A 13,217-nucleotide genomic window follows, 5' to 3' on the forward strand; every position below is an offset into this window, starting at 1 on the left:
CCGGTCGCCGGTCAGGCAGTGGCGATGATGTTGTTCTTGCGCTGGATGAAGCTCAGCAGGTAGCAGACCAGGCCGGCCGCGAAGCCAAGACCCGCCACCAGGCGTGCCCAGAAGTACGGCGCCAACTGATCCATCGTGGCCATGAAGGCCAGGGCTTCGTTCTCCGCAGGCCAGCGTTGCAGCCAGATCTGCGCCACACCGGCGGCGGTCAGCAGCAGGGTGATCAGCACCATGGAGATGGTCATCAGCCAGAAGCCGAGGATTTCAACACGCTGGGCGCGCTCCTCCGGGGCCTCACCAATGCCGCGCAGGCGTGGCATGGCGTACGAGATCATGGTCATCACGATCATCGCGTAGGCGCCGTAGAACGCCAGGTGGCCGTGGGCGGCAGTCAGCTGGGAGCCGTGGGTGTAGTAGTTCACTGGAGCCAGGGTGTGCAGGAAGCCCCACACGCCGGCACCGAAGAACGCAGTCACGGTAGTGCCCAGTGCCCACAGACCGGCGGCGCGGTTGGGATGCTGACGGCGGCGACGACGCACCATGTTGAAGGCGAACAGCACCATGGCGAAGAACGGCAGCGGCTCCATCGCGGAGAAGATCGAACCTAGCCAGAGCCAGACACCCGGTGCACCGATCCAGAAGTAGTGGTGACCGGTACCGATGATGCCGGTGATCAGGGCCATGGCGATGATCACGTACAACCACTTCTCGATGACCTCGCGGTCGACGCCGGTGACCTTGATCAGCACGAAGGCCAGCATCGAACCCATGATCAGTTCCCACACGCCTTCCACCCACAGGTGCACGACCCACCACCAGTAGTACTTGTCGCGGGCGAGGTTTTCCGGGTTGAAGAAGGAGAACAGGAACATCACCGCCAGACCGATCAGGCCGGTCATCATCACCACGCTCACCGTGGTCTTGCGACCTTTCAGCATGGTCATGCCGATGTTGTAGAGGAAGCCCAGGGCAACCACCACGATGCCTGCCTTGGTAATGGTCGGCTGCTCGAGGAACTCGCGCCCCATCGTGGGCAGCAGGTCGTTACCGGTGAGCTTGGCCAGGGTGGCGTAGGGCACCATCAGGTAGCCGAGGATGGTCAGCACGCCAGCGGCGGCGAACACCCAGAACAGGATGATGGCCAGCTTCGGGCTGTGCAGCTCGCGGTCGGCTTCCTCGGGGATGAGGTAGTAGGCCGCGCCCATGAAGCCGAACAGCAGCCAGACGATCAGCAGGTTGGTGTGCACCATGCGCGCCACGTTGAAGGGGATCAACGGGAACAGGAAGTCACCGACCACGTACTGCAGGCCCATGATCAGGCCGAACAGAATCTGCCCGACGAACAGCATGAGCGCGAAGACGAAGTAGGGCTTGGCCACGGCTTGCGAGGCGAACTTGAGATGCGGATTGGCAGTAGTCATTGCTCAGCCCTCCCTGTTTGGCGGCCAGTCGTTGGTATCGATCTTCGAGGTCCACTTGAGGAACTCGGCCAGATCGTCCACTTCCTTGTCGCTCAAGTTGAACTGAGGCATCGCACGACGCCCGGGGATGCGCAGCGGCTGGGCCGCCATCCAGGCATGCAGGAAGCTGCTGAACTGCTCCTCGCCACCACGGCGCACGAACACGTTGCCCAGCTCCGGCGCGAAGTAGGCACCTTCACCGAGCAGGGTGTGGCAGCCGATGCAGTTGTTTTCTTCCCAGATCAGCTTTCCGCGCACCACCGACTCGGTCATCAGGTGCTCGTTGGTTCGCTCCGGGAATTCTTTTTCGGTGTGGTAGGTCAAGGCCAGGAATATCAGGATGAAGAACACGCTCCCCCCGAAATAGATATTTCTGGCCATCCCTTTAGTGAAGGTTTCTGACATGGTCATGTCCTCAAAGGCTTGGCGATGTCATTCTCGGGTGACACCTGGCGAAAACCGCTTGATGGCAATCAAGAAGCTGAAAACGGACCCGACGCCAGAAACAGCACAAGGGCCATGCACAGCGACCAGCCCAGCAGCAGAAAACGCCACAGGCGCGGCCCGTTGTGCAGCTCCATGAAGCCGTCGACGATCAGCCAGGCCTTGCCCAGCGCCGCCAGCGCCAGGGCCAGGGTCGCCCAGGACGGCACCGGCTCGGCCACCAGCCACAGGCTCAGCAGCGACAGCAACAACAGGCCCGACCAGCAGGCAAATGCGATCACCTCGTTCACCTCTGCAGATAGAGCAAGGGCAGCAGCAGTACCCAGATCAGATCGATCATGTGCCAGTACAGAACGCACGACTCCAGCTCGCCGTGCTTGTCCGGCCGGTCGTACACGCCTCGCCAGCAGCGCCGCGCCAGCCCGCCGAACAGCAGCAGGCCCGGCAGCACATGGAGGAAGTGGAAGCCGCCGAGAATCCAGTACAGGGCGAAGAAGCGGTCGTGCTCCATGTCCAGCCCGGCTTCGATCAGGTGCGCGTACTCGTTGCCCTTGACCACCACGTAGATGCAGCCGCTGGCCAGCGCGGCGAGCAGCCAGAGCGCGGCCTCACGGCTGCGGCCGGCGCGCACACGGTGCACGGCGAACGCGGCGAAGAACCCTGCGGTGAGCAGACTGATGGTCAGCACCAGGCCGATGGAACCGTCGAGCAGGGCCCGGCTGGCGGCGAACTGCTCACCCGACACCACCTGGGTAATGGCGAAGGTGAGGATCAGCAAGGCGAACACCGTCAGCTCGGCGAGGATCAGGAACCACATGGCCAGGTCGCCCGGCAGTCGGGCGACCTGGCGCTCAGCCGAGGTGGACATCGACCAGGTCCATCAGCGCCGCGACGGTCTGCGCGTCATCCGACAGCGGCTCGGCCAGGCAGGCACGGCAAGCCGTGCGCACATCCATACCAGCGTGGATCAGGCGCGCCGTGTAGATCAGCAGGCGGGTCGACGCCACCTCTTCCAGATCGTGCTGCTCCAGGCGCCGGATGTCCTGGCCGAGGGCGACCAGGCGGCGTGCCAGCGACTCGCTGACCTGCGCCTCGCGGGCGACGATCTGGCACTCCTGCTCCTGGCCGGGATAGTCGAAGCGCAACGCCACGAAGCGTTGCCGGGTGCTGGGCTTCATGCCCTTGAGCAGGTTCTGGTAACCGGGGTTGTAGGACACCACCAGCATGAAGCCCGGCGGCGCCTGCAAGGTTTCGCCGGTACGCTCCAGGTACAGCTCGCGACGATCGTCCGCCAGCGGGTGCAGCACCACCACGGTGTCCTGGCGGGCCTCGACCACTTCGTCCAGGTAGCAGATGCCGCCTTCGCGTACGGCGCGGGTCAGCGGGCCGTCCTGCCACCAGGTGCCTTCGCTGCCGATCAGGTGGCGGCCGACCAGGTCGGCGGCGCTCAGGTCGTCGTGACAGGCCACGGTGTACAACGGCAGTTGCAGGCGCTGCGCCATGTGCTGGACGAAGCGCGTCTTGCCGCAGCCGGTCGGCCCCTTGATCAACACCGGCATGCGCTGCTGCCAGGCCTGTTCGAACAGCAGCTGTTCGTCACCCTGTACCTGATAGAACGGCGTGCTTTGCATGACTCCTCCAAGATCCATTACGGCTTCGAGTGCACGCTAACGGCCCACAAGGAGTGCTCTCAAGCGCTACGCGCGCGCTACTTGATTGCGGTCAAGCGGTTGAGGAATCACCTCTGTATATGATCGGTCCCAAACAACGCGCCAGCCGCCATGCATCTCCGGCGGGCCACATACGATGAGGAAATGATCATGAAAAAAGCACTGATTCCGCTGGTCGCCGTGATAGCGATGGCGAGCCTGTCCAGTGTTCACGCTGCGTCTGGCGAGGAACTGTTCAAAAGCAAACCCTGCGGCGCCTGCCACAGCGTGCAGGCCAAGCTGGTCGGCCCGGCCCTGAAGGACGTGGCTGCGAAGAACGCCGGCGTCGAGGGTGCGGCTGCCGTTCTGGCTGGCCACATCAAGAACGGCAGCACCGGCGTCTGGGGCGCCATGCCGATGCCGGCAAACCCGGTGACCGACGAGGAAGCCAAGATCCTCGCCGAGTGGGTGCTGACCCTGAAGTAAGAGCCGCAATGCGGGTCGGCAGTGAGCCGACCCGAATGTGAACGAGCCAGCAGGCAACCCACCCTGGGCGGGTTGCCTGCTGGCTCTGGAAACGAACGCGAAAACCAAGAGTCAGGCTCATCGCCCGCCAACTTGATTCTGGTCAAGGAGACTGGCGCGGCAGCATACCTACCATGCACTCAAATAGAGCAGTGGATGTAGGTTGCCTGATGAAGCCCCTCTCTTCTGTCGCCAGTGCGTTGCGCACCTGGGGACAAAGTCTCGTCGTTCTGCTGGCCCTGATGGCGGCCATGTTGCCCGCTCAGGCCAAGGACTACGACGTCGAACGGCAGCGCATCGAGCAGGTGTTCCCCACCGTCGAGCACATCTCCGAGCCCGAAGGTCAGTACCAGGTCCGTACCCTGCGCCAGGGTGACGAGATCCTCGGCTACGCGTTCCAGAGCATCAACGTCACCGAAATCCCTGCCTACTCCGGCAAGCCGATCAACATGCTGGTGCTGCTCGATCCGCAAGGCGTGATTCGCGACGCCTACATGCTCGAACACCACGAGCCGATCGTGCTGATCGGTATTCCCGAACAGAAGATCCACGACTTCAACGCCCACTACAGTGGCATCAAGGCCAGCCAGCGCGTGGTCGTCGGGCGTTCGAACGACCCCAACGCGGTCACCGTGGACGCGGTCACCGGCGCCACCGTGACGGTCATGGTGATCAACGAGATCATCATGCGCGTGGCGCACACGGTGGCGGTCGACCTGGGCCTGATCGACGCAGGTGCCAACATGCGTCCGCGCCCGTCACGGGTGCGCGAGGAGGTGTTCCACCCAGCGGACTGGAACGAGCTGACCGGCAACGGCGCGATCCGCCGCCTGCACCTGACCCGTGGCCAGGTCGACGATGCCTTCAAGGGCACCGCGGCAGAAGGCGTCGATATCGCCCCAGCGGAGCAGCGTGATGAAACCTTCATCGATCTGTACGTCGCACCGCTGAACCCACCGACCATCGGCCGCAACCTGCTCGGCGAGCATCAGTACGCGGACTTCATGGCCAGCCTCAAGCCGGGCGAGCAAGCCTTTGCCGTCCTGGGCAACGGCCTGTACTCGTTCAAGGGTTCAGGCTACGTGCGTGGCGGCATCTTCGATCGGGTGCAACTGCGCCAGTTCGGTGATGTGATCAGCTTCCGCGACCTCGACTTCATTCGCCTCTCGGATGTCTACGCCGAGGGCATGCCCACCTTCTTCGAGATGGCTATCTTCATCGCCCGCAAGCAGCACGCCTTCGACGCCGGCTCGCCGTGGCACCTCGAGTTGCTGGTGCGCCGCCAGACGGGCCCGGTCGAGGGCATCTTCACCAGCTTCGAGCTGCCGTACCAGATTCCCGAGGACTACATCGAGCGACCGCAGCCGACTGCAGCAGAGCTGGCCGCCATCGAGGAGGCCAACCGGCCGCTGTGGGTCAATATCTGGTACCAGAAGAGCTTCCAGATCGGCGTGCTGCTGGCGGCACTCGGCCTGCTCACGGTGATCCTGTTCCTGCAGGACAGCTTCGCCCGCAAGCCGCAGTTCCTGCATTGGCTACGCCGTGGCTACCTGCTGTTCACCGTGTTCTTCATCGGCTGGTACGCGCTGGGCCAGTTGTCGGTGGTCAACGTGCTGACCTTCGTCCACGCGGTGTTCCAGGACTTCCGCTGGGAGCTGTTCCTCACCGACCCGATCATCTTCGTGCTCTGGGTATTCACCGCCGCCAGCATCCTGCTCTGGGGCCGCGGTGTGTTCTGCGGCTGGCTGTGCCCGTTCGGTGCGCTGCAGGAGCTGCTCAACGAGCTGGCACGCAAGATCAAGATTCCCCAGTACGAACTGCCCTTCGCCGTGCACGAGCGGCTGTGGGCGATCAAGTACATCATCCTGCTGGCCCTGTTCGGCCTCTCGCTCGAATCGATGATGCTCGCCGAGAAGGCCGCCGAGGTGGAGCCGTTCAAGACCGCCATCACCCTGAAGTTCGACCGCCAGTGGTGGTTCGTCCTCTACGTGGTGGTGCTGCTGGTGGTCAACCTGTTCACCCGCAAGGTCTATTGCCGCTACATCTGCCCGCTCGGCGCCGCCCTGGCGATCCCCAGCAAGTTCCGCCTGTTCGACTGGCTCAAGCGCCGCAAGGAATGCGGCAACCCCTGCCAGCTCTGCGCGGTGGAGTGCGAGATCCAGGCGATCCACCCGGACGGGCGAATCAACGGCAACGAGTGCCACTACTGCCTCGACTGCCAGATGACCTACCACAACGACGCCAAGTGCCCGCCGCTGATCAACAAGCGCAAGAAGCGCAACAAGCAGGCGCCTGCGCCCGAGCCGCAGCTGATCCCCGCCGTCGAGGTGAACGAGACCTGAGCCGAGAGCCGAACGCGGCATCGGAAAGGCGTGTTTTTCCCCAATAGGAGCAATCCCCATGAACGACAACAAATCGGATAAGGATGACAAGGCCGGCCTGAGCAGGCGCGGTTTCCTCGGCGCCAGTGCGGTTACCGGCGCAGCCGTGGCGGCAACCGCCCTGGCCGGCAGCGTGATGACCCGCGAAAGCTGGGCCGCGGCAGCCAAGGACTCGCAGCTGAAGGTTCATGTCGCACCAGGTGAGCTGGACGAGTACTACGGCTTCTGGAGCGGTGGTCACCAGGGCGAAGTGCGCGTGCTGGGCGTGCCGTCGATGCGTGAGCTGATGCGCATCCCGGTGTTCAACGTCGACTCGGCCACCGGCTGGGGCCTGACCAACGAGAGCAAGCACATCCTCGGCGAGAGCGCGAAGTTCCTCAACGGCGACTGCCACCACCCGCATATCTCGATGACCGACGGCAAGTACGACGGCAAGTACCTGTTCATCAACGACAAGGCCAACAGCCGTGTCGCGCGCATCCGCCTGGACATCATGAAGTGCGACAAGATCACCACCATTCCCAACGTCCAGGCCATCCACGGCCTGCGCCTGCAGAAGGTGCCGCACACCAAGTATGTGTTCTGCAATGCCGAGTTCATCATCCCGCATCCCAATGACGGCAAGGTCTTCGACCTCGAGGACGAGAACAGCTTCACCATGTACAACGCGGTGGATGCCGAGACCATGGAGGTGGCCTTCCAGGTCATCGTCGATGGCAACCTCGACAACACCGACATGGACTACACCGGCCGCTTCACGGCCGCCACCTGCTACAACTCGGAGAAGGCCTTCGACCTCGGCGGCATGATGCGCAACGAGCGCGACTGGGTCGTGGTCTTCGACATTCCGGCGGTGGAGAAGGAGATCAAGGCCGGGCGCTTCATCACCCTCGGCGACTCCAAAGTGCCAGTGGTCGACGGGCGCAAGAAGGACGGCAAGGACAGCGCGGTCACCCGCTACATCCCGGTGCCGAAGAACCCGCACGGCCTCAACACCTCCCACGACGGCAAGTACTTCATCGCCAACGGCAAACTGTCGCCGACCTGCTCGATGATCGCCATCGACATGCTGCCCGACCTGTTCGCCGGCAAGCTGCAAGACCCGCGTGACGTGGTGGTTGGCGAACCGGAGCTGGGCCTCGGCCCGCTGCACACCACCTTCGACGGCCGCGGCAACGCCTACACCACGCTGTTCATCGACAGCCAGGTGGTCAAGTGGAACATCGAGGAAGCCCGTCGCGCCTACAAGGGCGAGAAGGTCAACTACATCAAGCAGAAGCTCGACGTGCACTACCAGCCAGGCCACCTGCACGCCTCGCTGTGTGAAACCAGCGAAGCCGACGGCAAGTGGCTGGTGGCGCTGTCCAAGTTCTCCAAGGACCGCTTCCTACCGACCGGCCCGCTGCACCCGGAAAACGACCAGCTGATCGACATCTCCGGCGATGTGATGAAGCTGGTGCACGACGGCCCGACCTTCGCCGAGCCGCACGACTGCATCATGGCCCGCCGCGACCAGATCAAGACCCGCAAGATCTGGGATCGCAACGACCCGTTCTTCGCCCCGACCGTGGCCATGGCCAAGAAAGACGGCATCAAGCTGGAGGAAGACAACAAGGTCATCCGTGAAGGCAACAAGGTCCGCGTGTACATGACCTCCATGGCACCGGCCTACGGCCTGACCGAGTTCAAGGTGAAACAGGGCGATGAAGTCACCGTGGTGATCACCAACATGGACCAGATCGAAGACGTTTCCCACGGCTTCGTCATGGTCAACCACGGGGTGAGCATGGAAATCAGCCCGCAGCAGACCTCGTCGATCACCTTCGTGGCCGACAAGCCGGGGCTGCATTGGTACTACTGCAGCTGGTTCTGCCACGCGCTGCACATGGAAATGGTCGGCCGCATGATGGTCGAGCCGGCATAAAGCCAAGCGCCCGGCACATTGCCGGGCGCGCACTGCACCTGGCGGCGGGCGGTTGGAAACGTCCCGCCGCCAACCCACCCAATCTGGACGCTGAAGAAGGTAACTGCCGTGCCCGGATCTCAGGGTATTCAAGGATTTCCAGCCTGGGTGCTGTGTGCACTCACGCTGTGCAGCTGGAGCGCCCAGGCGGCGCTGCAGCCCATCTCGGCCCTGCCGCTACAGGCGCAGGGCGAGAACCTCTGGTTGCTGCCGGCCGGCGAATACCGCGGGCAGTTCCACATCGACCAACCCATGCATCTGCGTTGCGCCGCCGGAGCGGTGCTGCAGGCCGAGGGACAAGGCAGCGCACTGACCATCGAGGCCAGCGACGTCACTGTCGAGGGCTGCACCCTTCTCGATTGGGGCCGCGACCTCACCGCCATGGACGCCGGCATCCATATCGGCCGTGCCGCCAGCAACGCGGTGGTGCGTGATAACCATCTGCGGGGCCCGGGTTTCGGTCTCTGGGCCGATCGCAGCCAAGACGTCAGCCTGATCGGCAACCACATTGAGGGCGACCCGAGCATTCGCTCCCAGGATCGCGGTAACGGCATTCACCTGTTCGCCGTGCGTGGTGCACGGGTGATCGGCAACCAGGTGCGCAACACCCGCGACGGGATCTACATCGACACCTCCCACGGCAACCACCTGGAAGGCAATGTCCTCGAAGACCTGCGCTACGGCGTGCACTACATGTTCGCCAACGACAACCGCGTGATCGGCAACGTCACCCGGCGCACCCGCACCGGCTTCGCCCTGATGCAGAGCCGCAAGCTGACCGTGATCGGCAACCGCTCCGAGCAGGATCGCAACTACGGCATGCTGATGAACTACATCACCTACTCGACCATTCGCGACAACTTCGTCAGCGATGTGCAGCCCGGCGACACCGGTGGCGACAGCATGATCACCGGCGACGAGGGCAAGGCGCTGTTCATCTACAACTCGTTGTTCAACACCATTGAGCACAACCACTTCGAGCGCAGCTCACTGGGCATCCACCTGACCGCTGGCTCGGAGGACAACCGCATCTCCGGCAACGCCTTCATCGGCAACCAGCAACAGGTCAAGTACGTCGCCACCCGCACCCAGGAATGGTCGGTCGATGGCCGCGGCAACTACTGGAGCGACTACCTGGGCTGGGACCGCAATGACGACGGCCTCGGTGATGTCGCCTACGAGCCCAACGACAACGTCGACCGCCTGTTGTGGATGTACCCGCAGGTGCGCCTGCTGATGAACAGCCCGAGCATCGAAGTACTGCGCTGGGTGCAGCGCGCCTTCCCGGTGGTCAAGTCACCCGGCGTGCAGGACAGCCACCCGCTGATGCGCCTGCCAACCGAACATCTGTTGACCATCGGCCAGGAGCCAAGCCAATGAACGCCGTCGAAATCCAGGGCGTCAGCCAGCGTTACGGCAGCATGACCGTGCTGCACGACCTGCATCTGAACCTCGGTGCGGGCGAGGTGCTGGGGCTGTTCGGCCACAACGGCGCCGGCAAGACCACCAGCATGAAGCTGATCCTCGGCCTGCTCGCCCCCAGCGAAGGTCAGGTGCGGGTGCTCGGCCACGCCCCGAACGATCCCCAGGTGCGCCGCCAGCTCGGTTACCTGCCTGAGAACGTCATCTTTTATCCGCAATTGAGCGGCCGCGAGACGCTACGCCACTTCGCCCGCCTCAAGGGCGCAGCCGCGAGCCAGGTGGACGAACTGCTGGAGCAGGTCGGCCTGGCCCATGCTGCCGAGCGGCGGTTGAAGACCTACTCCAAGGGCATGCGCCAGCGCCTCGGCCTGGCCCAGGCACTGCTCGGCGAGCCGCGCCTGTTGCTGCTCGACGAGCCCACGGTGGGCCTCGACCCCATCGCCACCCAGGACCTCTATCAGCTGATCGACCGCCTGCGCCAGGGCGGCACCAGCATCATCCTCTGCTCGCACGTACTGCCCGGTGTCGAAGCCCATATCAACCGCGCGGCGATCCTCGCCAAGGGGCGCCTGCAGGCCACCGGCACGCTCGCCGAGCTGCGTAGCGAAGCCGGCCTGCCGGTGCGCATTCGCGCCAGCGGTATCAGTACCCGAGAGCAGTGGCTGCAGCGCTGGAGCGCGGCCGGGCACAACACCCGCAGCTGCGGCGAACGCAGCATCGAAGTGGAAGCGGTCAATGGCCACAAGCTGCCGTTGCTGCGTCAGCTGCTCGGTGAGGATTCGCCGGAAGACATCGAGATCCACCAGCCTTCGCTGGAGGATCTCTACCGCTACTACATGGAACGCGCCAGCGATGTGCCGGCGCAGGAGAGGCGAGCATGAGCCAGGTGTGGAACATCGCCCGCAAGGAGCTCAGTGACGGTCTGCGCAACCGCTGGTTGCTGGCCATCAGTCTGCTGTTCGCCATCCTCGCGGTCGGCATCGCCTGGCTGGGCGCCGCCGCATCCGGCCAGCTGGGATTCACCTCGATCCCGGCCACCATCGCCAGCCTGGCCAGCCTGGCCACCTTCCTCATGCCGCTGATCGCGCTGCTGCTCGCCTATGACGCCATCGTCGGTGAGGACGAAAGCGGCACGCTGATGCTGTTGCTGACCTACCCACTGGGGCGCGGGCAGATCCTCCTGGGCAAGTTCGTCGGCCACGGGCTGATCCTCGCCCTGGCGGTGCTGCTCGGCTTCGGTTGCGCTGCGCTGGCCATCGCCCTGCTGGTCGACGATATCGAGCTGGGCATGCTGGCCTGGGCCTTCGGCCGCTTCATGCTGTCTTCCACGCTGCTCGGCTGGGTGTTCCTGGCGCTGGCCTATGTGCTCAGCGGCAAGGTCAGCGAGAAAACCAGCGCCGCCGGCCTGGCGTTGGGCGTGTGGTTCCTCTTCGTACTGGTCTTCGACCTGGTGCTGCTGGCGCTGCTGGTGTTCAGCGAAGGCCAGTTCAACCCCGAGCTGCTGCCCTGGTTGCTGCTGCTCAACCCCACCGACATCTACCGGCTGATCAACCTGGCGGGCTTCGAAGGCAGCGCCATGGGCGTCCTGGCGCTGGGCAGCGATCTGCCCGTGCCCGGCGCGGTGCTGTGGCTGTGCCTGCTGGGCTGGGCCGCAGCGCTGCTGCTGCTGGCCTATGCGGTGTTCCGCCGGCGCCCCACCTGATTTTCAACGACTCGAGGAATCGACCCCATGAATAACCTGTATCGCAGCGGCGCCAAGGCGCTGTTCGCCACTGTCCTCGCCTTCGGCCTGGCCGGCTGCGGAGACGACAAGGAGGCCGTCCAGCAGACGCTGGAACCGGTGGCCTTCCACGCCAGCGACGAATGTCACGTCTGCGGCATGGTCATCGCCAGTTTCCCCGGCCCCAAGGGCCAGGCCGTGGCAAAGGAAGGCGTGAAGAAATTCTGCTCCACCGCCGAGCTGCTCGGCTGGTGGCTGCAGCCGGAAAACCGCCTGCTCGACGCCAAGCTGTATGTGCACGACATGGGGCGCAGCGTCTGGGAACACCCGGACGATGAGCACCTGATCGATGCCACCACGGCCTACTATGTCGTCGGCACTTCGCTCAAGGGCGCCATGGGTGCCTCACTGGCCAGCTTCTCCAGCGAACAGCAGGCACAGGACCTGGCTGCCAAGCACGGCGGTCGTGTGCTGCGCTTCACGGATATCGACCAGGTACTGCTGCAGGAGGCCGCGAGCATGCAACACGGTGGCATGTCCGCACACCAGCCGGCGCATGACAGCGCCCACACCGCTCACTGACCCGTTGCTCGACACATTGAGGTACACGAAATGATGGGACTCAGTGCCTGGAAAATCCTGATCATCGTCCTGCTCGTCGTCATGCTGTTCGGCACCAAGCGCCTGCGCCATCTGGGCTCGGACCTGGGCGGTGCGATCAACGGCTTCCGCAAGTCGATGCGCGAGGAAGAAGACACCGCTCAGGGAGATGCCCCCAAGCGTGAACTGAAGTAGCGGCATCATGCTCATCGAGGTCGGGCAGGTTCTGGATGAGCACGCCCTACTTCGCTGAGCCATCGACATGAACCGCATAAAAACGCCCCACCCGCCTTGCCGCGGGTGGGGCATTTCTTTCATCACTCAGTCGCGTACCAGACGGAACCCCAGGTTGCTCGGCGGAACCCCGACCGAGCAGGCACCGCTGATAGGGTCACGCACGAAGTCGGACAGCCCGCTCGGGTGCTGCCCGGCCGCCACGCGGATGCCACAGAAGTCACCCTGGCCGAAACAGCTGTCGGTCCATTCCCAGACATTGCCCGCCACGTCCAGCAGGCCATTGCCGTTGCGGCCCTGACTGCCGAATGCGAGTGGACGCGGATCTCGCGGCTTGCGCCCGGACTCGCGCTCGTACTCCGCCAGCCAACGCTGCGCCGGGTTGCGCGCATCGTCGAAGACCTGGGGTTGCTCGTCTTCGAAGGCTTCGCCAGCGGCCAGCACCCATTCGCCATAGCTGGGCAGACGATGCGTCACGCCCGTGCGCTGCGTCATCCACTGGGCATAGGCGCTGGCATCCATCCAGCTGATGCCCACGGCCGGCAGATCCGAAGCCGCCGCCTGGCGCAAGGCACCGTCCAGCGGCAGGCAGGCCTGCTCCGCGACGCATGCCGCGTACTCCGCCTGGCTGACCTGGCGGCGCATGATCGCAAAGCCGGCGCTGTGTTCCTCGATGGCCGCACCGCTGGCGTCGGTGGACTGGAAATGGGCGGTACCAGCGGCAATCCGCACCCATTCGCCCTCGTCGATGTCGATGGCCGGAGTACAGCCACCAAGCAACAACAGCCCACCTACCAGCAGTGCTCTCATCCCCGTGCC

General features: G+C 64.2%; 14 protein-coding genes. 8 read left to right on the forward strand and 6 right to left on the reverse strand.

Annotated elements, in window-relative coordinates:
• Positions 1 to 11 precede the first annotated feature (11 nt).
• From IB234_RS02215 to IB234_RS02235, 5 genes are all read right to left on the reverse strand, one after another.
• Positions 12 to 1,421, reverse strand: a complete 1,410-nt coding sequence (locus tag IB234_RS02215) for a cbb3-type cytochrome c oxidase subunit I (protein WP_192313150.1) — start codon at positions 1,419 to 1,421, stop codon at positions 12 to 14.
• Positions 1,422 to 1,424: 3 nt separating this feature from the next.
• Positions 1,425 to 1,865: a c-type cytochrome gene (locus tag IB234_RS02220; protein WP_192313153.1), complete on the reverse strand. Its 441-nt coding sequence runs from the start codon at positions 1,863 to 1,865 to the stop codon at positions 1,425 to 1,427.
• A gap of 68 nt (positions 1,866 to 1,933) precedes the next feature.
• Complete coding sequence (locus IB234_RS02225; protein ID WP_318651965.1) at positions 1,934 to 2,185, reverse strand: cytochrome C oxidase subunit IV family protein; 252 nt, start codon at positions 2,183 to 2,185, stop codon at positions 1,934 to 1,936.
• Between the two features lie 5 nt (positions 2,186 to 2,190).
• Positions 2,191 to 2,772 (reverse strand): cytochrome c oxidase subunit 3, encoded by a 582-nt coding sequence (locus tag IB234_RS02230; RefSeq protein WP_192313159.1) that lies wholly within the window; start codon positions 2,770 to 2,772, stop codon positions 2,191 to 2,193.
• Positions 2,756 to 3,535: a CbbQ/NirQ/NorQ/GpvN family protein gene (locus IB234_RS02235; RefSeq protein ID WP_412547891.1), complete on the reverse strand. Its 780-nt coding sequence runs from the start codon at positions 3,533 to 3,535 to the stop codon at positions 2,756 to 2,758. Before IB234_RS02235 ends, IB234_RS02230 begins: the two co-directional genes overlap by 17 nt.
• Before the next feature lie 189 nt (positions 3,536 to 3,724).
• Between IB234_RS02235 and IB234_RS02240 the strand changes: the two genes are divergently transcribed.
• From IB234_RS02240 to tatA, 8 genes are all read left to right on the forward strand, one after another.
• On the forward strand, positions 3,725 to 4,039 hold the full coding sequence (locus IB234_RS02240; RefSeq protein ID WP_192313165.1) for a c-type cytochrome: 315 nt from the start codon (positions 3,725 to 3,727) through the stop codon (positions 4,037 to 4,039).
• A gap of 209 nt (positions 4,040 to 4,248) precedes the next feature.
• Positions 4,249 to 6,420, forward strand: a complete 2,172-nt coding sequence (nosR, locus tag IB234_RS02245; RefSeq protein WP_192313168.1) for a transcriptional regulator NosR — start codon at positions 4,249 to 4,251, stop codon at positions 6,418 to 6,420.
• Between the two features lie 58 nt (positions 6,421 to 6,478).
• A complete protein-coding gene (gene nosZ / locus IB234_RS02250) occupies positions 6,479 to 8,383 on the forward strand; it encodes a TAT-dependent nitrous-oxide reductase (protein WP_192313171.1) in 1,905 nt (634 codons plus the stop codon).
• Between the two features lie 126 nt (positions 8,384 to 8,509).
• Positions 8,510 to 9,802, forward strand: a complete 1,293-nt coding sequence (locus IB234_RS02255) for a nitrous oxide reductase family maturation protein NosD (RefSeq protein WP_412547898.1) — start codon at positions 8,510 to 8,512, stop codon at positions 9,800 to 9,802.
• On the forward strand, positions 9,799 to 10,725 hold the full coding sequence (locus IB234_RS02260) for an ABC transporter ATP-binding protein (RefSeq protein ID WP_192313177.1): 927 nt from the start codon (positions 9,799 to 9,801) through the stop codon (positions 10,723 to 10,725). The genes IB234_RS02255 and IB234_RS02260 overlap by 4 nt, the downstream gene beginning before the upstream one ends.
• Positions 10,722 to 11,546, forward strand: a complete 825-nt coding sequence (locus tag IB234_RS02265; protein WP_192313180.1) for an ABC transporter permease — start codon at positions 10,722 to 10,724, stop codon at positions 11,544 to 11,546. The genes IB234_RS02260 and IB234_RS02265 overlap by 4 nt, the downstream gene beginning before the upstream one ends.
• A 27-nt stretch (positions 11,547 to 11,573) precedes the next feature.
• Positions 11,574 to 12,146, forward strand: coding sequence for a nitrous oxide reductase accessory protein NosL (locus IB234_RS02270; protein ID WP_192313183.1), 573 nt, complete (start codon positions 11,574 to 11,576; stop codon positions 12,144 to 12,146).
• Between the two features lie 30 nt (positions 12,147 to 12,176).
• Complete coding sequence (gene tatA, locus IB234_RS02275; RefSeq protein WP_192313186.1) at positions 12,177 to 12,359, forward strand: twin-arginine translocase TatA/TatE family subunit; 183 nt, start codon at positions 12,177 to 12,179, stop codon at positions 12,357 to 12,359.
• 126 nt (positions 12,360 to 12,485) lie between these two features.
• Here tatA and IB234_RS02280 read toward each other — a convergent pair whose 3' ends face one another.
• Positions 12,486 to 13,208, reverse strand: a complete 723-nt coding sequence (locus tag IB234_RS02280) for a formylglycine-generating enzyme family protein (RefSeq protein WP_192313204.1) — start codon at positions 13,206 to 13,208, stop codon at positions 12,486 to 12,488.
• Positions 13,209 to 13,217 lie beyond the last annotated feature (9 nt).

The organism is Pseudomonas sp. PDM16, assembly GCF_014851865.1.
Classification (GTDB): Bacteria; Pseudomonadota; Gammaproteobacteria; order Pseudomonadales; family Pseudomonadaceae; genus Aquipseudomonas.